This window comes from Nannocystis pusilla, from assembly GCF_026626665.1.
GTDB lineage: Bacteria > Myxococcota_A > Polyangia > Nannocystales > Nannocystaceae > Nannocystis > Nannocystis pusilla.
In genome coordinates this window covers 3,994,905-4,019,385 of the sequence record NZ_JAPNKE010000002.1, presented here as the reverse complement: position 1 = coordinate 4,019,385, position 24,481 = coordinate 3,994,905, and the positions used below count along the sequence as shown (strand labels likewise).

The window sequence follows — 24,481 nt, the reverse complement described above, 5'->3', positions numbered from 1 at the left end:
GCGGCGATCGCGGCCGGGCTCGCCGCGTGCGAGGACGCGGCTCCACCGCGACGCGACTGCGCGGCGACGGTGTGGGCCCAGCCGCAGCGCCCGGGGGCGACGCTCGAGATCGTGGGCTCGTGGAACTCGTGGTACGTGCCAGGGATCCCGCTGCGCGCGAGCGCGGAGGACCCCGAGTGGCAGGTGGCCCGCGTGGAGCTGCCGCCCGGCGAATACGGCTACTTGATCGTCGAGGACGGGGTCGATCGCGTCGACGACCACAACCCGCTGACGACGTTCTGGCAGGAGCAGGACGACCTCGAGGTGTCGCTGCTGCGGATCGCCGATTGTGGGCAGCCGCAGCTGGTGGTCGATGGGGTGACGGCGACGCCGACCGGGAGTGGACGACGTCGGCGCGGCTGCTCGCGGCGGCCGACGGCTCGCCGCTGCGGCGCGCGGAGGCCCGCGCGAGCGACGGGACGGTGGTGCCGGCGACGATCGACGCGGCGAGCGGATCGATCTCGATCGCGCGGGCCGGGCTGCCGCGCGGCAAGCACTCGCTCGAGCTGGTGGCGGTCGACGAGGCCGGTCGCGAGGCGCGGGCGCGGGCGGTCGGATGGGTCGAGCCGGCGGCAGCGCGGCCGCAAGAGGGGCTGCTGTATCAGATCATGATCGACCGCTTCCGCGGACCGGACGGGGCGCCGCTCGCTCCGCCGGCGAGCCCGGGCGGACGCGCGGGCGGGACTTTGGCGGGCATCGAGGCGGAGCTCGACGCGATCGAGGCGCTCGGGGCGACTGCGCTGTGGCTGTCGCCGGTGTACGTGAATCCGGTCGAGGCCCGCGAGGGCCGCGGCGACGGGCACCTCTACGAGGGCTACCACGGCTACTGGCCGCTCGACTCGCGCGGAGTGGACCCGCGGATCGGCGGCGAGGCGGGGCTGCGCTCGCTGGTGACGGCCGCGCACGCGCGCGGGCTGCGGGTGCTGCTCGACCTGGTGCCCAACCACGTCTACGAGGACAACCCGCGCTACCGCGAGTCGCAGGCGCAAGACCTTTGGAACATGTCCGATCCGCCATGCGTGTGCGGGCTCGGCAGCTGCGACTGGGGGCGCTACATCCAAACGTGCTGGTTCACCCCGTACCTGCCCGACGTGCGGCTCGAGCGGCCGGAGGCGCTGCGCTGGGCCTACGAGGACGCGGTGTGGTGGACGGAGGCGTTCGACCTCGACGGGCTGCGGGTCGACGCGGTGCCGATGATGCCGCGGGCGGCGACCCGGCGGATCGCGGCGGAGGTGCGCGAGCGGCTGGCGCCGCGCGAGGCGAGCTTCTTCGTCGGCGAGGTGTTCACCGGGCCGGGCGCGTGGGGGATCGAGGTGATCCGCTACTACCTGGGGCCCGACGGGCTCGACAGCGTGTTCGACTTCCCGCTGATGTGGGCGCTGCGCGACGCGATCGCCCACGAGTCGGCCGGCTTCGCGGCGGTCGAGGCGTCGCTCGTCGAGGTCGAAGAGAAGACCGCGGGCAGCGGCGGGACGCTGACGCGGATGATCGGCAACCACGACGTCACGCGGTTCGTGTCGGAGGCGGCGGGCGGGACGGCGTCGGACCCGTGGGCCAGCCCGGAGCCGCAGCCGGACGCGGCGCTGCCGTACGAGCGCCAGGCGCTGGCGCTCGGGCTGGTGCTGACGCTGCCGGGGCTGCCTGTCGTTTATTACGGCGACGAGGTCGGGCTGGCCGGCGGGCAGGACCCCGACTGCCGGCGGGTGATGCCCGCTTGGGACGGGCTGGCAGAGCCGCAGGCGCGGCTGCTGGCGACCGCGCGCAGGCTCGGGACGCTGCGCCGCTGCTCGCCCGCGCTGCTCCGCGGGTCGCGGCGGGCGGTGGCGGTGACGGGCGACACGTACGCGTTCGAGCGGGCGACGCCGGCGGGGAGCGCGCGCTGGTGCTGGTGTCGCGGGCGGGGGAGGGGCGAGAGGTGGCGCTGACGGACCTGTCCCTGCAGCCAGGCGAGTACGTCGACGCGCTCACCGGCGAGGCGTTCACGCTCGCGCCGGCGGCGTCGGTGCCGATGGCGCCGCGCTCGCAGCGGGTGCTGCTGCCGGCCGGCGATCCGTGCCTGTGAGAGTGTGATGGGACATGTTCGAGGGGACATGGCACATCGGACATGCTTTCATGGACATGCTTGAAGAGGCATGTCTCTTCGAGCAGCTCGGGTCCGTCCGCGGGGGCGCCGGGCGGGCGGTCGACGCCGCTCCGGCGCGGAAGCGCGCGCGAACGCGGGCCGCTTGCGAGATCGCAGATCGCGGCCCGCGGGGCTGATTCGGGCCGTGGGCGAAGATTGCGCGTTCTCGCGCGGTGCCGGCGCTTGCGGCGGAATGTAACGTGTTCTAGGGGTGTAGAACGCGTTTCAAAGAAGGACGACCGCCTTGCTGCAAGCCCTGCTCGATCGTGTCTCGCCGCCCATCGATTCGATCCCGACGCCGACGCGCTGGCCGGTGTTCGGCCACATCCCGATGTTGACCCGTCACGGGCTCATGCCCGTGGTCGAGGCGGCGCGGCAGAAGCACGGCGACTTCTTCCGCCTGGTCGTCGGCAAGCACTCGCTGTTCGTGGCGCTGCACCCCGACGCGGTCGAGCAGATCTTGCTCACCGACAAGGACTCGTACGGCAAGCGCGACACGTACGACGCGATCCGCATGCTGGTGGGCGACGGGATCCTGACCAGCGAGGGCGAGCTGTGGCGACGCGAGCGGCGGATCGCCCAGCCGTCGTTCAACAAGGGCAGCGTGGCGGCGCTGGCCGGCAAGATGACGCGGCTGACCGAGCGCACGCTGGCCGACTGGACCCGGCGCTACCGCGTCGGCGACGAGTTCGACGTGTACTCGGAGCTGCTCGGGCTGGCGATGGAGATCATCGGCGAGACGCTCTTCAGCCTCGACCTGCGCGCGCAGGTGAGCGAGTCGGCGCATGCGTTCACCGTGGCGCTCGAGCAGGTGTCGGGGCGCGGCAACCAGATGCTGCAGCTGCCGCTGCGCTGGCCGACGCCCGGCAACCTGCGGCTGCGCAAGGCGCTGCGGACCCTCGACGAGGTGACGTTCGACATCATCGCGCGGCGGCGGGCGGCCGGCGCGCTGGGTGACGATCTGCTGGCGGCGTACCTCAACGCGCGCGACGAGGACGGCGCGCCGCTCGACCCGCGGCTGGTGCGCGACGAGATCGCCACGTTCTTCCTGGCCGGCCACGAGACCACCGCGATCGCGCTGGCGTGGACGTTCTACCTGCTCGGCACGCATCCGGCGGTGTGGGACAAGCTCATCGAGGAGGTCGACCGGCTCGAGGGGCGCGTGCCGACCGCCGAGGACGTGCAGTCGACGCTCGTCTACACCAAGGCGGTGCTGCAGGAGTCGCTGCGGCTGTATCCGCCCACCTGGAGCGGGGGCGCGACATCGTGGCCGAGACCGAGCTCGCGGGCCATCGCGTGTATCCGGGCGATCGCGTGCTCTACCTGCCATTCCTGATGCACCGCGACCCGCGCTTCTGGGACGACCCGGAGCGGTTCGAGCCGGCGCGGTTCATGCCCGGCGGGGCGCAAGCCCGGCACAAGCTGGCGTACATCCCCTTCAGCGCCGGTCCGCGCATGTGCATCGGCAACCACTTCACGCTGCTCGAGGGCACGCTGGTGCTGGCGATGATCGCCCAGCGCTTCCGCCTGTCGCTGAGCGCGCGGGCCCGGATCGCGCAGGAGTTCCAGATCACGATGCGGCCGCGCCACGGGGTCCTCGTTCGCGTCGAGGCCAAGCGTTGACGGACTCCGCGGGGTTGCATAAACCCAGGTGGATGACCGCAGTCCCGCTCCCCGGTGAGCTCACCCTGGTCGACGACCGCGCCCGCAGGATCCTCGACGCGGCGGTCCGGCTCGCCGAGACCGGCGGGTTCTCGGCGGTGCGCCTGCGCGACGTGGCCCAGGCCTCGGGCGTGGCCCTCGGCACGGTGTACAAGCGCTTCCGCAGCAAGGAGGACCTGCTCGTCGGCGTCCTCTCGCTCGAGCTGGTGGCGCTGCGCGAGCGCTTCGCCAGCGAACCGCTGCAGGGCGCGACCCGCCTCGAGCGGCTGGTCCAGTGCTTCGCCGCGCTGACCGAGACGCTGTGCGCCCGGCCCCACCTCGGCCGCGCGGTGATCCGCTCGGCCGCGACCGGGGAGAACGCCCTGGCGGAGCGGCTACAGCGGTTCCACACCGCGTTGATGGAGCTGATCGTCGGGGCGATCCGCGGGCGCGACGACGGGCCGGTCAGCGCGCTCGAGCTCGAGCGCCTGGCGGTGCTCGAGGACGTGTGGTTCTCGCGCCTGGTCGGCTGGACCGGCGGGCTCCTGACGCCCGAGATGGTGGTCGAGCAGGTGGCGCGCGCGGCCCGGCTGCTCTACGGCGAAGACGGCGACGCGTGAGGCCGTAGGGCGGCGCGAGCCCTCGCCGGCGAGCGCCGCCTCGCGTCGACGGGTTCGGGTCGGGACGCTCCGAGGACATGTCTCAAGAGGCATGTCTCCGGGGGCATGTGAATCCGGACATGTCGGAGCGAGCATGTCCATGAGGGCATGTGACAGCGGGGCGGCGACGACTGCGACTGACTCGGTGCTGCAGCCGATGACCTGCGAGGAGTTCACCTGTGAGGCGGCCTCGTGCGCGGTCGAGCAGGAGGGCGCGTTCGACTGGCGCGACGCGATCATCTACTTCGTGTTCGTCGACCGCTTCAACAACGGCGACCCGGGCAACGACGCGCTGACGGGGGTCGAGACGGCGGCCGACTGGCAGGGCGGCGACTGGGCCGGGGTGACCGCGAAGATCGAGGACGGTTACTTCAACGAGCTCGGCGTCAACACGCTGTGGCTGACGGTGCCGATGAACAACACGTCGGACGACGGCCTCGGCACCGACGGCCACCTGTACAGCGCGTACCACGGCTACTGGCCGACCGACCTGACGCAGACCGAGGAGCACTTCGGCACGCTGGCCGAGCTGCAGGCGCTGGTGACCGCGGCCCACGCGGCCGACATCAAGGTGATCCTCGACTACGCGATGAACCACGTCCATGTCAGCGCGCCGGTGTACGCCGACCACCCGGACTGGTTCAACCCGAACGACAACGGCAACGGCGGCGACTGCGTGTGCGGGGCCGGCTGCTCGTGGGACGGGGCCGACGGCGAGCGCTGCTGGTTCACCGACTACCTGCCCGACTTCATTCCAGCAACCAGGCGGCCCGCGACTACTCGGTGAACAACGCGATCCAGTGGATCAAGGACACCGGCGCCGACGGCTTCCGCCTCGACGCGGTCAAGCACATCAAGATGGAGTGGCTGACCGACCTGCGCGCGCGTGAAGGCCGACATCGAGCCGATGTCGGGGCAGCACTTCTACATGGTCGGCGAGACGTTCACCGGCGACAAGCCGACCATCAACAAGTACGTCGGCTGCGACAAGCTCGACGGCCAGTTCGACTTCCCGCTGCGCATGCAGATGGCCTACAACGTGCTGATGCGCCAGGGCACGATGACGGAGCTGGCCGACTTCTTCGACGGCAACAACAACTATTACAACGGCGGCGCGGCGGTGATGAGCACGTTCATCGGCAATCACGACATCCCGCGCGCGATCCACCTGGCCGAGGACACGCCGGTGTGGAACAACCAGTGGGCCGACGGCAAGGACAAGGCGTGGAACGGCAAGCCGGGCCTGCCCGCCGGCGCGGCGGCGTTCGAGCGGCTCGGCCTGTCGTTCACGATGCTGTACACCTCCCCCGGCGCGCCGCTCGTCTACTACGGCGACGAGGTCGGGATGCCCGGCGCCGGCGACCCCGACAACCGCCGCTTCATGCAGTGGGACAATCACTCGAGCGGGCAGACCTGGCTCTTGGGGCATATCCAGGATCTGGGGGCGATCCGCGCGGCCCACCCGGCGCTCCGCCGCGGCTCGTACACCCGGCTCGGCGCCGACGCCGACACCATGGCCTACTCGATGGCCGGCGAGGGCGAGACGGTGTGGGTCGCCCTCAACCGCAGCGACGCCGGCAAGTCGGTCGGCGGGCTGCCGGCGATGGCGCTCAAGGACGAGCTCTCGGGCGAGACGGTCGACGGGCCGACGGTGATGGTGCCGGCCCGCTCGGCGCGGGTGCTCGTCGCGCCGTGAAGATGGGACATGTCCTTCGGGACATGCCTTGTGAAACGAGCGGACGCCGGCGCTCGTGAGCCGGGCGCGGCCGGCGTCGCGCCCGCAGCGGGCGGAGGCGAGGGCGAGCGCCGGGCCGCGACGCGCGGAATGGCGAGAGGGCGACACGGTGTGATCATAGCCACGCGCGGCGGCCGGCAGCGGCGGGCGGCGGGGGAGCGGCGATGGTGGTGATTGCTGGCCCCGAGGACAGGTGTGGACATTGCCGGGCCGCCGGCCGCAGCGGGCCCCGGGGGCCGCGGACGGGCGGGCGGGCGGTCACTGGCGCGGGCGCGGTCCTCGGCCATACGCCTTGGCATGCAGCTCCGCCGACCCCGCATCCTGCTGATCTCGACGGGCGCCGTGGCCCTGCTGCTGGCCGGGGCCAAGTTCGCGGTGCTGGCCGCGGGGCCGTCGGGGCCGAAGCCCGCGACCGAGGCGACGCGCGAGGCCAACGCGGCGCTGCTCCAGCAATTGCCGTTCGGCGACCGCGCGGACTTCGAAGACGCCGAGCGGGGCCTGATCGCTCGCCCGCACACGCTGACGATCACCGACGCCGACGGCAACGTGGTGTGGGACCTCGAGCCCTTCAAAAATTCATCCGCCGCGACGCGCCGGCCCCCGAGACGGTGAACCCGAGCCTGTGGCGCCAGGCCCAGCTGAACATGATCTACGGCCTGTTCAAGGTGACGGAGCGGGTCTACCAGGTCCGCGGCTTCGACCTGGCGAACATCACGTACATCAAGGGCGACCGCGGGTGGATCGTGATGGACCCGCTGCTGACGATCGAGTCGGCGAAGGCCGCGCACGCGCTGGTCAAGCAGCACCTCGGCGACCGGCCGATCGTGGCTGTGATCTACAGCCATTCGCACCCCGATCATTACGGCGGGGTGCGCGGGCTGGTCGACGAGGCCGACGTGCGCTCGGGCCGGGTGCGGATCATCGCCCCGGAGGGCTTCATGGCCCACGCGGTCAGCGAGATGGTGCTCGCGGGCTCGGCGATGGCTCGCCGCGCGGCGTACATGTACGGGATGTTTCTCCCGCGCGACGCCCAGGGCAACGTGGGCAGCGGCCTCGGCATCGCCAACGCGACGGGGACGGTGTCGCTCATCGCGCCGACGCAGTCGATCACGAAGACCGGGCAGGAGCTGGTCATCGACGGGGTGAAGATGGTGTTCCAGCTGACGCCCGACACCGAGGCGCCGGCGGAGATGAACACCTACTTCCCGCAGTTCAAGGCGATGTGGATGGCCGAGAACGCGACCCATACCCTTCACAACATCCAGACGCTGCGCGGGCCCCGGTCCGCGACGCGCTGGCGTGGGCCAAGTACCTGCAGCAGACGATCGAGCTGTACGGCGACGGGACCGAGGTCAAGTTCCAGGCCCACCACTGGCCGATGTGGGGCCAGAAGAACGTGCGCGACTACCTCGAGAAGCAGCGCGACCTCTACAAGTACATCCACGATCAATCGCTGCACATGCTGAACTTCGGCTATCTCGGCACCGAGATCGCCGAGTACCTGCATTGCCGCCGGCGCTGGCGCAGTACTGGCCGAACCGCGGCTACTACGGGACGGTCCGCCACAACGCGCGGGCGGTGTACGACCGCTACATGGGCTTTTACACCGGCAACCCGTCGGACCTGAACGAGCTGCCGCAGGAGCCGGCGGCCCGCAAGTACGTCGAATACATGGGCGGCGGGGCGGCGGTGCTGGAGCGCGCCCGCGCCGACTTCGCGCGCGGCGAGTACCGCTGGGTGGCGCAGGTGCTGCGCCACGTGGTGTTCGCGGACCCGGACAGCGCGGCCGCGAAAGAGCTGCTGGCGGACGCGTACGAGCAGCTCGGCTACCAGGCGGAGTCGGGCCCGTGGCGCTCGGAGTACCTGCAGGGCGCCTACGAGCTGCGCCACGGGGTGCCCGAGGGCGAGCCGATCGACCCGAGCGGCCGCGACACGCTGCGCGCTGCCGCCGGCGCTGCTGTTCGACTACCTGGCGGTCCGCCTCAACGGGGCGCGCGCGGCCGCCAAGACGCTGAAGCTGGACGTCGAGCTCACCGACCTGAAGGAGCGCTACGAGCTGACGGTCGACCGCGGGGTGCTGAACTACACCCGCCGCACCGCCGAGGTCGACGGCGCCGACGCCGGCCTGGCGCTGCAGAAGCTGACCCTGATCGAGCTGCAGCTCGGCAAGACGACGATCGAGCAGGCGATCGCAACCAAGGCCCTGAAGCTGCGCGGCAACCGGGCGGCCGTCGAGGAGTTCTTCGGCCTGCTCGACCGCTTCCCGCCGTCGTTCGCCATCGTCACGCCGTGACGGACATGTCGATTCGGACATGCGCTCAGGAGCATGTCCTAGGAGGCATGTCCGAAAGGACGGGTCACGCCGGGGTCGCGGCGCGGCTGCGGCGGAGCAGCGGCCAGCTGACGAGCACGAGGACCGCGAACGAGGCGGTCATGACGAGGCGCGAGCTGAGCACGAACAGGGCGATCGCGGCGTCGTCGGCCCCGACCCACTTGAAGCCGCCGACCCATCCCGCCTCCTGGATTCCCAGCGCCCCCGGCGTGAAGCCCAGCATGCCCGCGAGCTGGCCGACCGGGGTGGCGGCGGCGATCTGGAAGAAGCTGAAGTCGACGCCGATCCCGGCCGCGGTCGACCAGAACAGCAGCATGACCGAGAGGTAGCGCAGCAGGCTGAGCGCGCCGATCTGCACCGCCAGGCGGCGGTCGACGATCGGCGGGTCGAGCTCGGGCTCGTCGACGGCGACGCGGCGCAGGCGGGCTCGCAGGGCGCGGGCGGCCGCGTACGCGCGCAGGGCCAGGCGCGTCAGCGGGGCCAGGCACACCGCGGCGAGCGCGGCGAACAGCAGGCACACGCCGGCGAACGAGCCGGCCGCCTGGGTGGCGTCGAATTGGCCGCGCCAGGCGACGAGGGCCCAGGCGAGCAGCATGACCGGGAGCACGAGGTCGAACACGCGCTCGAGCACCGCCTGGGTGATCGCGTGGCCGAGGCCGCGCTGCGAGCCGGCGTTGCGCAGGGCGACGCCGCGGCCGACGATGTCCATGACGAACGCGGAGCTGACCTGGCCGAGGATCTTGGTCAGGGCGAGGCTGTGGAAGTAGGCGATGTGCGGCAGGCGGTTGCCGCCCATCGCCTCGGCCATCAACCGCCAGCGCGCGCTGGTCACCAGGGTGGCGGCGAAGGTCGCCAGCAGGCACACGCCGAGCCAGCCGGGCCGCGCTCGGCGCGCGCGAAGGCGGCCCGCAGCTCGTCGGCGCCCGGCACCAGCCACCACACCAGGCCGGCGAGCAGGCCGAGGCCGAGCAGCAGCTTGAGCGCGGTGCGCAGCCGCGGGCTCACGCGCGGGCCCTCCTCGGGGACATGTCCGAAAAGACCTGTTGCATCGGGCAGAAACGTCGGGACATGTGCGAAGAGCTAGGCGCTCGCGGGCACGCGCGGGCGCGGGCGGGCGCAGGTCGAGCGCGGCGCGCCAGCCGAGGCGCAGACGCAGGCTGGCGGCGATGCCGAGCGCGGCGATCATGGCGAGCTGGCAGGTGTAGAGGAAGAAGGCGTAGGTCGAGCCGCCGGCGCGGACGACGTCGGGCGGGAGGAACAGGCCGAGGCCGGCGGCGACGCCGAGCTGGAAGGTGCCGACGTGCGCGGGCGGGCCGGGCACGAGCAGGGTGAGGTTGAGGACGGCGAGGACGGCGAGCGCCTCGAGCGGGCCGAGGTCGAGGCCGCAGGCGCGCGCGAGCAGGGCCATGCCGAACACGTTGGTGCCCCAGTAGGCGACGGTGCCGAGCAGGAACAGCACGAGCGGCCGCAGCGACGGCAGGGCGCGCAGGCCGTCGGCGAGGCCGCGGGCGACGTCGGCGAGGATGGCGGCCGGCCGCGCGGCGATCCGCCCGAGCCCGCGGCGCAGCAGCAGCTCGAGCGCGGCGGGCCAGCGCGCGAGGACGACGAGGACGGCGAGGGCGCCGGCGAACAGGGCGAAGGCGGCCGTGCAGGCGGCGTAGAGGCCGCTCAGCGAGGGGACGTCGGGCGCGCCGGCGGCCGCGACGAAGAAGGCCGCGCACACGCACAGGCCGTCGACGACGCGCTCGATGGCGACGGTGCCGAGCAGCGACTGGCCGGGATGCCGCTGCGCCGCGCGAGCAGGGCCGGCCGCACCAGCTCGCCGAGCCGCCACGGCAAGGCGACGATCCACAGCGCGCCGGCGAGACCTACGAGCATGACGTCGCCGAAGCGCACCTGCCCCAGAGGCCTGACGAGGAACCACCACCGGGCGGAGCGCAGGAAGGCGTACAGCAGCAGGGTGGCGAGGTAGGCGGGCAGACCCCAGGCGGCGATCTCGAGCGCGTCCGGCACCGGATCGAGCTGGCGCTGGACCAGCCACAGGGCGAGGCCGGTGATCACCAGCGACAGGCCGACGCGCAGCCACGGACGCCCGGAGGCGGGCGCTGCGGTCGGCGCGGGAGCGGGCTCGGTCGTCACTGCTGGCGAGAGTGTCCCCGGGGCGGCGGCGAATGTCAGGGCCCTGGTTCGGACCCGCCGACGATCGCCGCCCGTCGCCGTGGAGACGGCTCACGCAGGGCCGATCCGGCCCGCCGGGCCCTCGCTCGCGGCAGGGCTCGACGACCCGCGCGCACCAGGGGAGCGCCGCGCTCGCCGGAGAGGTGATGCACCCGCCCGAACTGCTCGCGGCAGCGAGGCGGCGAGCCGTGACGCGAGGCGAGTCGGACGCGTGCCGACCCGAGCGACGCGCGAGGCGGGGCGGACGCCTTCCCAGCAAGCGACGCGCGCACGACGAGCTTCGGGTCGGCCGCAGGGGAGGGCACGTGCGCCGCTTCGTCGCGAGGCCGCCGCGACGGCGCGACCTAACGCAAAGAGCGGCGCAGGGCGCCGCTCTCGTGTGGTCAGGTTGTCAGGATTACGAGCGGCCGCGAGGGCTCACTTCTTCTTCGCGCTGCGGAACCGGCTCAGGTCGTTGGGCAGGTCGGCGACCGCGGGGAAGCTCTTCTCGGGGTGGAGCTTGCGGGCGCGCTCGAGCAGGGTCTCCTCGCTCTCGCGGCGCTCGGGGTCGGGGACGCAGCACTCGACCGGGCACACGGCCTGGCAGGCCTCGTAATCGTGGAACCCGACGCACTCGGTGCAGAGGTTGGGGTCGATGACATACCGGTCGTCGCCCTCCGAGATCGCCTCGTTGGGGCACTCCGGCTCGCACGCGCCGCAGTTGATGCACTCTTCAGTGATGTGGGTCGCCATGGGTAAAACTGGGCTCCTTCCGGGCCGGGGCCACGCGCCCGCAGTGTGCCACGCCTGGACGGCGGCGGCGCAGCAGGTGTGGCGCGCAACATGTGACCTTGCGTCAAGGTCGCGCGCCGCCCCCCGCAGCGACCGCCGTCAGGCCTGCAGGAGCGCCTCGATGTCCCGGCGCAGGTCCCGGAAGCCCGCGAGCACGCGTTCGGCCTCGGCGGCGCGGGCCTCGTCGTCCCCCTGGGCGGGCTCCGAGACGATCGCCAGGACGTAGGCGCCGCCGACGAACGCGCAGCAGAGGCGGCCGTGACTTGCCTCAATCAAGATCTCACAGTGGCCTCGGCCGCGATCTTGGAACCATGAAGTCAGCCGCTCGGCGGCCCGGTCGAGCTGGGCGCCGAGGATCTGGACCTCCAGGGCGGTGGTGCGGGCCTCGTCGAAGACGAGGTCGACGGCGTCGCCCTGGTCGTCGCTGAGCACCGCCCCGCGCACGGCGGTCTCACGCGTGATGTAGTCGGCCAACACGCGGCCGAACTCGCTGAACCCGGAAAAAATCTCGGCCATGCAGTGCGGCCATATTGCGCTGACGGGCTACATCTCGTCATCGCTGCCGGTGCAGGCAGCGATTCCGAGCGCGGTCTGGTACGCGCAGGTGGCGTCGATCAGGCGCTGGCTGACCTCCATGGCCGCCGCCTCGTCCTCGCCGGTGCGCACCAGCTCGGCGTAGGTGTCCCAGTCGGCGAGGTAGGCCTCGGTGTTCATCATCGCCGACTTCATCCCGGCGACGATGAGCTTGGCGTAGGTGCGCCCCTCGACCGCGCCCTTGTAGCTCGGCGGGATCCCGAGGCCCTCGCCGAACGCCTGGTCGGCGTAGTTGCGGGTGCGCTTGGCGAACGCCTTGTCCATCTCGATGGCGATCAGCGTGCCGCTGATCATCGCCGGGTCGCCGGCCAGCATGCCCTCGATGACGGCGATGCCGGGGGTGTTGCGGCCCTCCAGGCGGTCGCGCACGAGGCCGAACACGCCGAGCGCGCGGGCGGCCAGGGCGGTGTCGGCGGCCATGGTGGCGCCGATCGCCTGACCGACGATGTCGCGGTGGGCGGCCCGGAACAGGGTCTTCTCGATGATCTGCTTGTTCGGGGGATCCGCCAGTCGTCGATCGCGGTGGCCGGGGGCTCGCCGCTGATGCCGTCGTGGCCGGCGGCGAAGGCGGCGTCGATGTCGGCGATCATCGGGTCGCCGGCGCCCTCCCAGCCCTCGGCCTGGGCCCGCTCGGCGAGGCTGCGCAGGGCGCCGTCCCACACGCAGTGGGCCTCGTCCCAGGCGGCGTACTTGTCCTCGGCGCCGGTCTCGACGGCCGAGAGGTTGGCCCGCGCTGGAACATCAGGCTGGTGTACAGGTGGCCCTCGGCGAGCGCGGCCCCGGGGCCGTCACCGGTGGCCAGGGCGGCCGTGATGGCGCTGTCGTCGTCGCGCATGTTGGCGGTGTCGAGCGCCTGCACGTAGACCTTGAGGGCGTCGGTGTAGGCGGTGGTGGCGGCGGCGGCGTCGGCGTCGGCGGTGGCGGCGAGGAAGGTCGCGGCCCCGGTCATGGCGTCCTTGCAGGCCTGGCTGGCGTGGTCGCCGAGGGTGTGCGGGTTCAGGTCGCCGCCGGGCTCGCCGGTGGTCCCGGCGGTCGGCTCGTCCTCGGTGGTCGTGGGCCCCGCCGTCTGGGTGCCTTCGGTCGCCGGCCCGTCGGTGGTCGGCTCGGTCGTCGTGGCGTCGGTGGTGCCGTCCGTCTCCGATTCGTTGCCGGGGCAGGCGGCGAGACCGAGCGAGAGGGCGAGTAGGGGAAGGCTGCGCAGGCGCATGAAAGTCTCCTGATGGACGCTTGGGAGCGAACGGCGCCGGTCATAATGAAAAGGAAAATCATTTGCAAGGTCATTTGTTTCCTGTCTCTTGGGGAGACTTACCTGCTTGACCCCGGGGACTGCGGTGCTACAGAACCCCAAAAATGAAAACGATTTTCAATATTGCCCTCGCCGGCACGGCGACGGTCACGTGGGGCTGCGTGGGCTTCGAGCCGATGCAGCCGGACACGTACGAGGGCGACGGGCTGCCGCCGGAGGTCGACCTCTGTGAAGGCTGTCCCGAAGACCAGCCGCTCCGCGGCGAGCTGATGCTGATCGTCAACACCAAGCCGACCGACGGCGGGGCCAACTTCCAGTCCAACTTCCCGCTCGACGACAAGGGCCGGTTCGTCGGCAACGCGCTGTACCTGTACGACCCGTCGAAGCCGTGCGACGCGGGCGGCTGCCTGGCCAAGCTCGGCAACCTGTGGCTCGACGACAAGATGGGCCCGATCTCGCTGGCCGACACGTCGCTGCTGCGCTTCACCGTGCGCGACCTGGCCTGGCACCCCGACAAGGGGCTGTGGGGCCTCAGCTACGACCCACTCAACGACGAGTGGGGGCTGATGACCCTCGGTGTGCCCGACTGGACGCGCGCCGACAACCGCGTCGAGAGCGTCCGCTACGCCTTCAAGTACGGCGACGTGAAGGACCCGGCGACCGACGCCTGCTACTGGCGCCAGAGCATGACCGGGCTCGAGTTCGTCGGTGACTCGCTGTTCGCCGGCTCGGCCGGCAAGCCCGGCAACGGCCTCGACGCCCGCGGCGCGCTGTTCCTGCTCGACCCCGCGTTCCTGGCCGCGCCCAAGCACTGCGTGCTGCCGAGCGACATCAGCCAGGACCCGGTGTACTACGCCTGCGCGCCGATCTGCTCGGTCCACGCCGAGTTCGAGGAGAAGGTGGGTGTCTCCGGGGACATGGCGCCGGGGCCAGGCGGCGACGTGCTCGCGCTGGTCCGCGGCGAGATGTCCGAGACGTTCCCCGCGGGTCGCCACGAGCTGCTGCGGGTCGCGGCGACCGGCGAGCTGCCGGAGCCGCGCGCGTACGGGCCGTACATCGACGATATCCCGGCCGGCTCCGAGATCGAGGGCCTGGCGCGCGTCCAGGGCGCGCTGTACGGCGTCGGCATCGGCGGCACGGTCTACAAGATCACCGAGCCGACCGCCGAGTCGCCGGGGTCGTGGAAGTTCGCGGTGCACGACGAGCTCGGGCCGCTGTTCACCGATCCCGCTCGCAGCCTGCGGATCCGCGGGGCCACGGCCGTCGTCGTGCCCTGAGCCGTCGTGTCGTCGCTCGCGCTCCAACTGCTCGCCCTGCTGCTGGCGGCCGACCCGCGCGGGTACGACGGGCCGGACGCGGCGCCGGACGTACCTGCCCCAGGGGACAGGCCCGATTGGACATTCTCCAAGGGACCTGCCCCGAAGAGCATGGCCGAAGAGCCAGGCGAGGGCGAGGCCGCCGAAGCGGCCGAGGCGGGCGCGGCGGCGGGCCCCGGCGCGCCCCCGGTGGAGCCGCCGGCGGCGAGCGGCGGCGAGCTGCTGCCGGGCGAGTCGCGCGACATCGAGGTCACGACCGACCTGCTCGGCCGCTCGAGCCGGGTCGACGCCCACCGCCACGCGGGCGGGCGGCAGGTGGTCGACGTCGACCAGGCGAAGGCCCAGGGCGCGAGCGGGGTGGCCGAGCTGCTCGACAAGGTCCCGGGGGTGCGCGCGGTCGAGGGCGCGTCGGGGCTGTCGACGTCGGCGACCAAGCTGAACCTCGCGGTCCGCGGCGCCGACCCGCGGCTGTCGGAGCAGGCGACGGTGCTGCTCGACGAGGTGCCGGTGGCGCCGGCGCCGTACGGCGCGCCGTCGATGGTGCTGTTCCCGCTGTCGCTGTTCCAGATCGCCCGCGTCGACACCGTGCGCGGCGGCTCGTCGGTGCGCTTCGGGCCGTGGACGTCGGGCGGCGTGTTCAACATGGTGTCGCACCCGATCCCGAAGAACCCGACGGTGTCGGTGTTCGCCCAGTCGGACCAGTTCGGCGACGCCGGCGCGGCGGCCTCGTACGGCGGCACGCATAAGGGCATCGGCGTGTACGTCGAGTACGCGCCGCGGTTCGGCAAGACGTACCGCGAGCACAGCGAGTTCCAGAGCCACGGCGGGATCGTCAAGTTCGCGGTGCCGGTGACGAAGCGGCTCGAGCTGCTGTCGAGCACGCACCTGTTCTGGGAGAAGACCAACCTGCCGGGCGGCGTCGACTCCGAGACCTACGCGAAGGACCGGTTCACCAGCAACCGCCCGTACGACACCTTCAACGGCCACCGCGAGGGCACGAGCCTCAAGCTGCACTGGCGGCCCAAGGCCGAGCACGAGCTGCAGGTGATCGCGTTTTACAGCCACACGCTGCGGCGCGTGGTCCAGGCGACCAACGAGGACCGCAACCTCGGCGCGGCGCCGACCTTCCTGCTCGTGCAGCCGCGGGCGTTCGACGTGGTCGGCATCGAGCCGCGCTACGCGTTCCGCGTGCGCCACCGCGGCGGCTTCCACGACCTCTCGATCGGCACCCGCGGGGTGTTCGAGACGGCGCGGATCCGCGGCTTCCGCGTCGAGTTCCCCGACCGCCCCGGCGACAAGCTCGAGGCCGACGGCGACGCGCGTGTGCCCGCGCGGCACCATCCTGCCGGAGGGCTCGCCCAACGCGCTGCGCTGCTTCGACGGCCGGATCGGCGGCTACTCCCTGTACCTCGAGGACAAGATCTACCTGCTCGACACCAAGCTGGTGCTGACCGCCGGCGTGCGCCTCGAGCTGACCAAGCAGAGCTTTTACAACGTGCTCGAGGGCCTGAGCTACCCGCGGCCGCTGTACGGCGGGCCGCTGCCGGCGGCGTCGGTGTGGTACGGCGGCGACCACGTCGGGCTCTACCTCGGCTACGGGCGCTCGTTCGGGGCCCCGAGCTACCTGTCGGGGGCGATCCAGCCGATCAACCCCGGCGAGGCGATGGGCCGGGCGCTGCGCTTCATCAAGCCCGAGCTGGCCGACACCGTCGAGGCCGGCGTGAAGCTGATGGAGCTCGGCGGGGTGTACGCGACCGTCGACGGCTGGTACCGCTACTTCAACAACCTGCGCGACGAGGGCGAGAACGCGATCGACATCATCCCGGCGGCGCACACCTACGGCGCCGAGGTCGACCTCGAGTGGCTGCCCGGCGAGGTGTGGGAGAAGGTCGACGGGCTCGAGCTCAACGTCGGCTACGCGTACAACGGCAGCCGGGTGCTGCGCGACCTCTACACCGGCAACCGCATGCCGTGGTACCCGGCGCACGAGGTGTGGGGCTCGGCCAGCTACGAGGCGCCGTTCGGCCTGCGCGTCGGCACCAAGGTCGAGTTCGTCGACAAGCAGTACACCGACTACGCCAACTGGGACGCGCCGCGCGCGACCGGCGAGGTCGGGACCATGCCGGCCTACACGCTGATGGGCGCGTGGCTCGGCTACCGCGCCAGCTTGCCCGCGGGCTGGCGGCTCGAGGCGACGGTCGGCGTCAAGAACCTGCTGAACGAGCAGTGGTTCACCCGCTCCGACGACATCAACGGCGGCATCCTGGCCATGCGCCCGCGCACCTTCTACTTCAACCTGGGCTTCGCCCACGAGTGGATCCGCGGCAAGGCCGGTGAGCAGGCCCGCGCCAGCTGGAAGCGCGGCAAGGTCAACCGCCGGGTCTGGACCGCCGGGGTGCGCCGCGTCGAGCGGTGGTTCTGGCGCACGTGGGGGGCCTTGATGTGATGACATTGTTTAAAGAGCATGTCCGAAGGAGCATGTCCTCATGAGCATGCGACGCGGCCTGTTCAAGTGGCACCAGGCGATCGGCGCGACGCTGTCGGCGGTGTTCGCGGTGATCGCGTTGACGGGGGCGATCCTGGTGTTCCGCGGCTGCATGAAGACGCCGGCCCCGAGCGCGCCGGTGGTCGAGCAGCCGCTGCCGCTCATGGAGCTCCTGGCGCGCGCGCAGCGCGAGGCCGGCGACGAGGCGATCACCGACATCGGCCTGGCCACCGAGCCCGACGAGCCGTGGGTGTTCTGGGTCGACGACGACGACGAGACGGTGCTCTACTTCGCCGGCGACGGGGCGCTGATCGAGCGCCGGCGCACCGCTGGCGGCCTGACGCAGCTGCTCTTCAAGCTGCACACCGGCGAGATCGTCGGTCTGCCGGGGCAGGCCCTCGCGCTCGCCGCGGGCCTCGGGATGCTCGCGCTGGTCGCCACCGGCCTCGGTATGATCGTCAGCCGCCGCCGCCCGCGCGGCTGAGCGAAAGGACAGACGCGAATGCACCTGGTGCTGCAAGAGCCCGAGATCGAGGGCGTGTCGATCCTCTACAGCGTCGAGCGCCTGGTCGCGCACATCAAGACGCGGTACCAGGAGGCGATCGTCGCCGACACGAGCGCGTACGGGCGGATCCTGTTCCTCGACGGCCTGGTCCAGTCGGCCGAGGCCGACGAGGCGCTCTACCACGAGGCGCTGGTCCACCCGGCGCTGGTGCTGCACGGCCGGCCGCGGCGGGTGCTGGTCGGCGGGACCGGCGAGGGCGCGGCACTGCGGGAGATCCTCCGCCACCGCTCGGTCGAGACGATCGTTTCGGTCGACCTCGACGCGGAGGTGGTGGCGCTGTGCAAGGAGCACCTGCCGTCGTGGCACGCCGGCAGCCTCGACGACCCGCGGGTCGAGCGCGCACCGAGGACATCTTCGACACGCTGCGCCAGGCGGCGCCCGGCAGCTTCGACGTCATCGTCCTCGACGTCACCGACCCGACCGACGAGGGGCCGTCGGCGGCGCTGTTCTCGACCCGCTTCTTCGAGCTGGTCCTGCGCGCGCTGGCCGACGACGGGGTGTGCGTGCTGCAGGCCGGCGAGCTCGACCCGCTCGACCTCAAGCTGGCCCGCACGGTCCGCAGCACGCTGCAGGCGGTGTTCCCCCACGTCCGCTTCGCCCACGGCTTCGTGCCGTCGTTCCACTGCCTGTGGGGCTTCGCCTTGATGTCGCGCCGGCCGCTGGAGGCCGAGCCGGCCGACCTGGCCGCCCGGATCGCCGCGCTCGGCGAGCTGCAGTGGTACACGCCGGTCAGCCACCGCGCGGCGCTGGAGCTGCCGCCGATCCTGCGCCGCCGCATCGAGCAGCCCGGCGACGTGATCACCGGCGACGGCGAGCTGCTGTCCTATACGACAGGCTCCCGGGGACAGGGCGATTAGGCCAGGGCTGAAGGGACATGTCCGTATGGTCTGGAGCCGGACGAACCAGCTGATCGCGGCGGCGGCGGCGAGCCTCGGGGCCCGCGCCGAGCCGCTCGGGCGCGAGCACACCGATTACTTCATGCGCCTGTCGCTCGGGGAGCGGCAGGCGATCGTCAGCAAGACGCGCTCGCCGTTCCTGACGCAGGTGGCCCAGGGGCTGGCCAACAACAAGCACCTGAGCCGCGAGCTGCTGCGCGCGGGGGCTGCCGTGCGCCGAGGGGGTGCTGGTCGACGAGGCCGGCGACATCCACGGGCCCGCCGTGCGGGGGCTGCTGGCGCGCCACGGGCGGCTGGTGGTCAAGCCCAACTGGGGGAACCGCGGGGTCGGGGTGGCGACCGACGTGCGCGACCTGGCGACGCTGTCGCGCGCGCGCGACCGGGCCCGCGCGATCGACCTCGACGAGGAGGTGCTGATCGAGCCGTTCATCCCGGGGACCAACTTGCGGGTGGCGGTGATCGGCGGCCAGCCGATCGCGGCGGTCGAGGTGGTGCGGCCGAAGCTCGCGGCCGGCAGCAGCGCCGAGGCGCAGGTGGCGGCGCTGAACGGCGACGCGCGGCGCGGGACGTGGGCGGCGCCGAGCCTCTGTCCCATGGACCAGATCGAGATCGAGGAGGATCTCGAGGGCCACCTCGAGGTGTACGGCTTGGAGCTCGATGCGCCGATCCCCGCAGGGCGCGAGGTCGAGATCACGGGCGAGGAGCTGGCGGTGATCGATCGGACCGACGAGGTCGATCCGCAGTGGCTGGCGGTCGCGGCGTCGGCGTGCGATCTGCTGGGGGTCGACGTCGGCGGGGTCGATCTTCGCGGGCCCATGGCCGCGTTCACGCGCCCTCCGGCGGAGGCCGCGGGGGCGGCGCTGTTGCTCGAGGTCAACGTGGTGCCGGCGCTGCACCTGCACGCGCTGCCGACGGAGGGGCGCGCGCGGCCGGTGTTCGCGGCGTTCGTCGCCTACTGCCTGCAGCGCCGGGTGCGCCGCCGCCCTGCGCCGTGGTGCGCGTGTAGGGCCGAGCGGCGCGCTCTTGCGGCCCTGCGGCTGCAAAGACCCTGGTGCGGCCGCAAGCGGCGCGCCGCGTCGCTTGTCGGGTCTCGCGGGGTCGGCTATGCCCGCGACGAGGAGTGCTTCTAAAAATAAAAATATGATGACGTACATGCAACATGGATGGGCGCGTGCAGCGAGCTGTGCAGCGCTGTGGCTGGTGAGCGGCTGCGGTCAGAGCGGCGGCACGACCGAGGCCGGCGAGACCGGCGAGACGACCGCGAGCACGGCGGCGACCGCCGACACGAGCTCCGGCAGCGCGGCGACGACCGGGTCGGGCGGGCCGACGGAGGGCGGGAACACCGGCGGGGAGACGGAGGCGACGTCGACCGGCGGGGAGACGACGACGACGACCGGGGAGACGACGACGACCGGGACCACGACCACGGGCGAGACGACGACCACGAGCACGACGGGCGAGACGACGGCCGGGACGACCGCGGAGACGACCGGCGAGACGAGCACCGGCGGCAACGTGTGCGACGGCTTCGAGCCGCCGGGCTGTTTCGATAAGGGCTGTCCCGAAGGACAGGAGTGCAACACGGAGGTCGAGTGCGTGCCGTCGGCGTGCCTGTGCGACGAGGAGACGCAGCAGATCGTCTGCACCCCGGACTGCGGCGGCGGCACGTGCGTCGACGCGGCCCTGTGCGATCCGGTCGCCTGCGACCTGTTCTGCGAGTTCGGGTTCCAGAAGGACGAGATGGGCTGTGAGATCTGCGCCTGCAACCCGCCGCCGGGCTGCGGCTGCCAGGTCGACGCCGACTGCGTCAAGGCCAGCCCGGGCTGCTGCTCGTGCAACATGGGCGGCAGCGAGGTCGCGGTCGCCGCGGCCTGCCTCGATCAGCTCGAGCCGTGCCCGCTGCCCCCCGACCAGGTGGCGTGCCCGGCGGTCTACCTGTGCACCGACGCGCAGGCGGTGTGCCTGCAGGGGCAGTGCGTGCTGCAGTAGCGCGGCGAGCCGGGGCGGGCGTCCGCGGGGAGAGCTCCTGCCGCGGTTCGTCCCGGACGCGACGCCGATGCCCGAGGACATGTCCTTCGAGGAATGTTCTCGAGGACATGTCCTTTCGAGCATGGACTTCCGGATCGCAGGCTCGGGCCGCTGAGCGGGCGGACCGCCGCGGCAGAGGGGCCGCAGGCGAGCAGCGGGCCGAGCGGAGGCGTCGGGGCGGCGGGCCGGCGACGGGCGGCGGGCGGCTCGCGGGCTTGCGCGCGCGGAGGGCCGGGCCACGCTGCGTCGAAGGAGTCCGAAGATGCGATCTCGCCATGGTCGGTGGTCCTGTCGGCGGCGGCGCTGGCGTGCGACGTCCTGCCGTCCGGCGTGGTGGTGCAGGCGGCGGCGGAGGCGGTGCCGGTGGCGGCCCAGCCGACCGAGGTCGATACGGCGCCCGCCGGAGGGCCGTGCGAGGGGTTTCAGCAGCCGGGGTGCGTGCAGTCGGGGTGTCCTGAAGGACAGGTGTGTCAGAAGGGCCCGCAGTGCGTGCCGTCGCTGTGCGCCTGCGACCCGCAGACGGGCCAGACGACGTGCAGCCTCGACTGCGGCGGCGGGGTCTGCGTCGACGCGGCCGCGCAGTGCCAGCCGGTGCTGTGCAAGCTGCTGTGCCCGTTCGGGTTCGACACCGACGAGCGCGGCTGCGAGGTGTGCCAGTGCAAGCAACCGCCGCGCTGCGCCTGCGTCGACGACGGGGACTGCACCAAGGTGGTCGGAGGTTGCTGCCCGTGCGACCTGGGAGGCCGCGAGCTGGCGATCGCCACCGACTGCGTCGACCGGCTGGTGCAGTGCCCGGTGCCGCCCGACGAGGTGCCGTGCGTGGCGATCGACCAATGCACGGCCAAGGTCGCGCGCTGCGTCGCCGGCGAGTGCGTGCTGCAGAACTCGTTGTGAGGGGCGGCCGCAGGTGCGGTGAGGTTGTCCCGGGAGGGCGCTCGTGCGGAGGGAGGGCTGCTCGACGCTTCGGGGGCGCACGCGGGCGGCTGCGGGTACCGTGAGGCTCCGGGGGGCTCGCGGAGCGCCGTAGGTCGATGCGGTCGTGATGAATCGCGGCGCTCGACGAGCTGCGGCGTCGAGCGCCGGTCGACGCGAGGTTGGTGCCGTCGCGGAATCAGGGGGCCGTCGCATGGGGGCGGCGCGACCCGCTGCCGCGGACGGCCCGCGCCGCGGGGACGAGGCCGGTGTTCACCCGGCGAAGGCATATTGCCGAAAGGGCATGTTTGAAAGGACATGTCGTGAGGATCGGCTGCGGCGTCGCGGGTGCGCGCGGGCGCGCGTGATCGCGGACGCGCGGATCGGCGCGGTGAAACGAGCTCCCGCGAGCGCGCGGGGCGGTCTACTCTGGTGAGGTGGCGGAGGGCGTCCGGTGACGGAGGCGAGCGGGCGGCGGTCGGCCGGCGAGTCGGTGCTCGGCGCGCTGCGTGAGCGGCCCGAAGACCAGGACCTCTGGGACAGGTTGCGCGTGCGCCATTCCCCGGGGCGCGCATCAACCTCGATCCCGGCTCGATCGCCACCCCGGCGCAGGCCGTGCGGGCGGCGATGCAGGGCTTCTGGGACGACGAGCTGTTCGCCTATCCCGAAGGACAGGTGCAGCGCGGGCGGGCAGAGCATCGACGGGCCCGGGCGCTGGCGGCTGCGCTGTGGGGCGGCGATCCGCCGGCGCTGACGGCCGGGACCAGCGAGGCGCTGCGGACGATCGCGTATGCGTTGCGCGAGCGGCTGGGGGGCGGCGAGGCGCCGCTGGTGCTGATGAGCGAGCACGAGCACCCGTCGGCGACGGCGGCGTTCGAGCGAGGATTTCGCGCGGCGACCCTGCCGGACGCGGCGCTGCGCGACCCGACGGCCGCGGGGGCGATCGCGGCGGGGCAGCGGCCGGCGGTGCTGTTGCTGTCGCAAGTGACATGTACGATCGGCCAGGTCGTCCCGGCGCGGGAGATCGCGGCGGCGGTGCGCGCGGCGGCGCCGGAGATCTTTGTAATTGTCGACGCGGCGCAGGCGGTCGGCCTGGTGCCGCCGGCGCTGACGGGGGCCGACGTGGTGGTGGCGAGCGGGCACAAGTGGCTGTTCGGGCCGCCGGGCGTCGGCTTCGCGTGGACGTCCCCGCGAGCGCGCGCCGAGCTGCCGCTGCTGGCCGGCGACGGCGAAGAGGGGGAGCGACCGGGCTCGAGCGGCGTGGGGCGCACGACTTCTCGGTGTACGCAGGGCTGGCTGCGGCGCTCGATCTGCACGCGGCGCTCGGGCACGTCGCGCTGAGGCGGAGCCGCACTCTGGCGGCCTGGTCGGCGCGCGAGCTCCACGAGCGGCTACTCGCGGCCGGGGTGGCGCACCGATTCTTCGATGCGAACACCGGTGAGGAGCGCGAGGCGCCACCGACCGCCGAACAACTGCTGGCGACGGTGAGCGTGGCGCTGCCGGGGATCGACGTCGAGGCGGTGTGCATGGCGCTGCACCCGGCGGGGATCCACCTGCGCTGCGTGATCGATCGCCGGGCGGGCAAGCGAACGCCGCTGCTGCGGCTCGGCACCCCCTGCTACGAGAGCACGGCGCGGGTGCGGCGAGCGATCGAGGCACTGGTGACTCTCATGCGAACATGAGTGAGCGACCGAAGGCGAAGATGGCGGGACTTCGCGGAGCGTCGGCGCTCGGGGTCTCGGACGAACAGCAGAGGCCGGGGCGCGGCGGGCTTCAGCCGAACATGAACGAGAGGCCGAGGACGAAGATGCCGCGGCGGCGCTTGTCGGGGAGGATCCGGAGGTCGTAGTCGGCGCCGAGAGCGAGCGCGGCGCCGGGGCCCTTGCCCTTGTCCTTGCCGAGGCGGAAGGCGTAGCCGAGGCCGACCTGGCCGCCGTAGCCGGGGGTGCGCGTGGTGACCTCGCGGGCGATGGGGACGTGGCTGATCGCGCCGACGCCGGTGCGGAGATAGAAGCCGCGAGTGACGTTGACCTGGATCATCGCGTCGAGGCCGGCGCCGACCTTCTGATCCTTGTCGAAGTAGAGCGTCACGTGGGCCATGGTGCCGAGCACGACCGCGGGTGACAGGCGGGCGCCGAGGAGCATGTGCGTGCGCGCGGCCGGCATGGCGTCGTTGCGCAGGGGCACGAGGGCGGGGCGCCAGGCGAACTCGGCGAACGGGCCGCGCTTGAAGTCGGTCGCGACCTCGCCCTCACTGGCGCGCGCGGGCCGGGGCGTGATCACGGCGAGGGCGGCGAGGAGGGCGAGGAGGGCGAGCTTGACGGAGACCGGAAGGCGGACGGGGTGGGGATAGGCGAGGGCGGTCATGGCGAACCTGTGGACCGGCGCACCGCGGAGCGATGGTCGCAGTGCGTGCCGGCGGTCCCCCAACGACCGGCCCGCGCGGGCTCTTACAGGGCGCTCAGGCGAGCGCGCGCGTAGGCGTCCGCCGAGAAGCCGACCAGGGCGAGGGCGTCGCGCGTGAAGATCGGGCGCTTGACGAGCAGACCGTCGGCCGCCAGCGCGGCGATCATGGCGTCGTCGTCCATGGTCTTGAGCCGCTCGCCGAAGCCGCCGGCCCGGTAGGCCTGGCCGGAGGTGTTGAACAGCTTGCGCGCGGGCAGACCGGAGTTCTGCTGGATCGCGCGCAGCTCGGCGGAGGTCGGCGCGCGGACGGTGAGGTCGACGACGTCGTAGGCGACGTGGTGCGCGTCGAGCCAGCGCCGGGCGTTGCGGCAGGTGTCGCAGCGAGGATGGGCGAAGAGGACGGCCGTCATGGCGCGCGGGACCGTACCACATGGGCGCTGGCGCGCGCGGTGTGGAGAGGTCGTCTCGCCTGTCCGCAGGACCATGCGCGGCGGTCCGGGCGAGCTTCGCGGCGGGCGTCGGGGGCTGGCGCTGCCTAGGCAGCGCCGACGAACGC

The 24,481-nt window shown here is 72.4% G+C and carries 21 protein-coding genes and 5 pseudogenes; 18 read left to right on the top strand and 8 right to left on the bottom strand.

The annotated features are described in order from the left end of the window. Positions 1–326: 326 nt before the first annotated feature. The 7 genes and pseudogenes from OV079_RS17590 to OV079_RS58095 all read left to right on the top strand — a co-directional run bounded on the left by OV079_RS17590 (position 327) and on the right by OV079_RS58095 (position 8,489). The gene (locus OV079_RS17590) at positions 327–1,964 is read left to right on the top strand and encodes an alpha-amylase family glycosyl hydrolase (RefSeq protein WP_267769944.1); all 1,638 of its coding nucleotides are present in this window, start codon (positions 327–329) and stop codon (positions 1,962–1,964) included. Further along, the gene (locus OV079_RS17585; protein ID WP_267769943.1) at positions 1,955–2,101 is read left to right on the top strand and encodes a hypothetical protein; all 147 of its coding nucleotides are present in this window, start codon (positions 1,955–1,957) and stop codon (positions 2,099–2,101) included. Before OV079_RS17590 ends, OV079_RS17585 begins: the two co-directional genes overlap by 10 nt. A gap of 391 nt (positions 2,102–2,492) precedes the next feature. Continuing rightward, positions 2,493–3,784, top strand: a pseudogene (locus OV079_RS17580) (cytochrome P450). A gap of 32 nt (positions 3,785–3,816) precedes the next feature. After that, positions 3,817–4,422, top strand: a complete 606-nt coding sequence (locus OV079_RS17575) for a TetR/AcrR family transcriptional regulator (RefSeq protein WP_267769942.1) — start codon at positions 3,817–3,819, stop codon at positions 4,420–4,422. Between the two features lie 133 nt (positions 4,423–4,555). Further along, positions 4,556–5,248, top strand: a complete 693-nt coding sequence (locus OV079_RS17570) for an alpha-amylase family glycosyl hydrolase (RefSeq protein ID WP_267769940.1) — start codon at positions 4,556–4,558, stop codon at positions 5,246–5,248. A gap of 99 nt (positions 5,249–5,347) precedes the next feature. Continuing rightward, on the top strand, positions 5,348–6,157 hold the full coding sequence (locus tag OV079_RS17565; protein ID WP_267769938.1) for an alpha-amylase family glycosyl hydrolase: 810 nt from the start codon (positions 5,348–5,350) through the stop codon (positions 6,155–6,157). 336 nt (positions 6,158–6,493) lie between these two features. Beyond that, a pseudogene (locus tag OV079_RS58095) lies at positions 6,494–8,489 on the top strand (alkyl/aryl-sulfatase). A gap of 64 nt (positions 8,490–8,553) precedes the next feature. Here OV079_RS58095 and OV079_RS17545 read toward each other — a convergent pair. The 6 genes and pseudogenes from OV079_RS17545 to OV079_RS17520 form a co-directional block, all read right to left on the bottom strand. Then, on the bottom strand, positions 8,554–9,714 hold the full coding sequence (locus OV079_RS17545; protein ID WP_267778568.1) for a lysylphosphatidylglycerol synthase transmembrane domain-containing protein: 1,161 nt from the start codon (positions 9,712–9,714) through the stop codon (positions 8,554–8,556). A 111-nt stretch (positions 9,715–9,825) separates the two neighbouring features. Then, a pseudogene (locus OV079_RS17540) lies at positions 9,826–10,541 on the bottom strand (lysylphosphatidylglycerol synthase domain-containing protein); the annotation flags it as partial. A gap of 582 nt (positions 10,542–11,123) precedes the next feature. Further along, positions 11,124–11,438: a YfhL family 4Fe-4S dicluster ferredoxin gene (locus tag OV079_RS17535; RefSeq protein WP_267769935.1), complete on the bottom strand. Its 315-nt coding sequence runs from the start codon at positions 11,436–11,438 to the stop codon at positions 11,124–11,126. A 138-nt stretch (positions 11,439–11,576) separates the two neighbouring features. Beyond that, complete coding sequence (locus OV079_RS17530) at positions 11,577–11,993, bottom strand: hypothetical protein (RefSeq protein ID WP_267769934.1); 417 nt, start codon at positions 11,991–11,993, stop codon at positions 11,577–11,579. Positions 11,994–12,020: 27 nt separating this feature from the next. After that, entirely contained in the window at positions 12,021–12,491 is a 471-nt protein-coding gene (locus tag OV079_RS17525; protein WP_267769932.1) for a hypothetical protein, read from the bottom strand. Between the two features lie 166 nt (positions 12,492–12,657). Continuing rightward, complete coding sequence (locus tag OV079_RS17520; RefSeq protein WP_267769931.1) at positions 12,658–13,278, bottom strand: hypothetical protein; 621 nt, start codon at positions 13,276–13,278, stop codon at positions 12,658–12,660. 143 nt (positions 13,279–13,421) lie between these two features. Between OV079_RS17520 and OV079_RS17515 the strand changes: the two genes are divergently transcribed. The 11 genes and pseudogenes from OV079_RS17515 to OV079_RS17475 all read left to right on the top strand — a co-directional run bounded on the left by OV079_RS17515 (position 13,422) and on the right by OV079_RS17475 (position 23,201). Next, positions 13,422–14,594, top strand: a complete 1,173-nt coding sequence (locus OV079_RS17515; RefSeq protein ID WP_267769930.1) for a hypothetical protein — start codon at positions 13,422–13,424, stop codon at positions 14,592–14,594. A 150-nt stretch (positions 14,595–14,744) separates the two neighbouring features. Continuing rightward, positions 14,745–15,209, top strand: a pseudogene (locus tag OV079_RS58090) (TonB-dependent receptor plug domain-containing protein); the annotation flags it as partial. A gap of 745 nt (positions 15,210–15,954) precedes the next feature. After that, positions 15,955–17,079 (top strand): TonB-dependent receptor domain-containing protein, encoded by a 1,125-nt coding sequence (locus tag OV079_RS17510; RefSeq protein WP_267769928.1) that lies wholly within the window; start codon positions 15,955–15,957, stop codon positions 17,077–17,079. A 40-nt stretch (positions 17,080–17,119) separates the two neighbouring features. Then, positions 17,120–17,602, top strand: a complete 483-nt coding sequence (locus tag OV079_RS17505; protein WP_267769927.1) for a PepSY-associated TM helix domain-containing protein — start codon at positions 17,120–17,122, stop codon at positions 17,600–17,602. Positions 17,603–17,620: 18 nt separating this feature from the next. Beyond that, positions 17,621–17,959: pseudogene (locus OV079_RS58085) on the top strand (spermine/spermidine synthase domain-containing protein); the annotation flags it as partial. A gap of 23 nt (positions 17,960–17,982) precedes the next feature. Further along, positions 17,983–18,540, top strand: coding sequence for a spermine/spermidine synthase domain-containing protein (locus OV079_RS55995; RefSeq protein WP_267769925.1), 558 nt, complete (start codon positions 17,983–17,985; stop codon positions 18,538–18,540). Between the two features lie 263 nt (positions 18,541–18,803). Then, positions 18,804–19,709: a hypothetical protein gene (locus OV079_RS17495; RefSeq protein ID WP_267769924.1), complete on the top strand. Its 906-nt coding sequence runs from the start codon at positions 18,804–18,806 to the stop codon at positions 19,707–19,709. A 22-nt stretch (positions 19,710–19,731) separates the two neighbouring features. Further along, the gene (locus tag OV079_RS17490) at positions 19,732–20,568 is read left to right on the top strand and encodes a hypothetical protein (RefSeq protein WP_267769922.1); all 837 of its coding nucleotides are present in this window, start codon (positions 19,732–19,734) and stop codon (positions 20,566–20,568) included. A 321-nt stretch (positions 20,569–20,889) separates the two neighbouring features. Beyond that, on the top strand, positions 20,890–21,501 hold the full coding sequence (locus tag OV079_RS17485; protein ID WP_267769921.1) for a hypothetical protein: 612 nt from the start codon (positions 20,890–20,892) through the stop codon (positions 21,499–21,501). A gap of 645 nt (positions 21,502–22,146) precedes the next feature. Next, entirely contained in the window at positions 22,147–22,860 is a 714-nt protein-coding gene (locus tag OV079_RS17480; protein ID WP_267769919.1) for an aminotransferase class V-fold PLP-dependent enzyme, read from the top strand. Continuing rightward, on the top strand, positions 22,800–23,201 hold the full coding sequence (locus OV079_RS17475) for a hypothetical protein (protein ID WP_267778882.1): 402 nt from the start codon (positions 22,800–22,802) through the stop codon (positions 23,199–23,201). The genes OV079_RS17480 and OV079_RS17475 overlap by 61 nt, the downstream gene beginning before the upstream one ends. Before the next feature lie 91 nt (positions 23,202–23,292). On the opposite strand, the gene OV079_RS17470 is transcribed toward OV079_RS17475, so the two are convergent. Next, a complete protein-coding gene (locus tag OV079_RS17470; protein ID WP_267769917.1) occupies positions 23,293–23,886 on the bottom strand; it encodes a hypothetical protein in 594 nt (197 codons plus the stop codon). An 83-nt stretch (positions 23,887–23,969) separates the two neighbouring features. After that, a complete protein-coding gene (locus OV079_RS17465; RefSeq protein WP_267769916.1) occupies positions 23,970–24,335 on the bottom strand; it encodes a Spx/MgsR family RNA polymerase-binding regulatory protein in 366 nt (121 codons plus the stop codon). Positions 24,336–24,481: the final 146 nt, after the last annotated feature.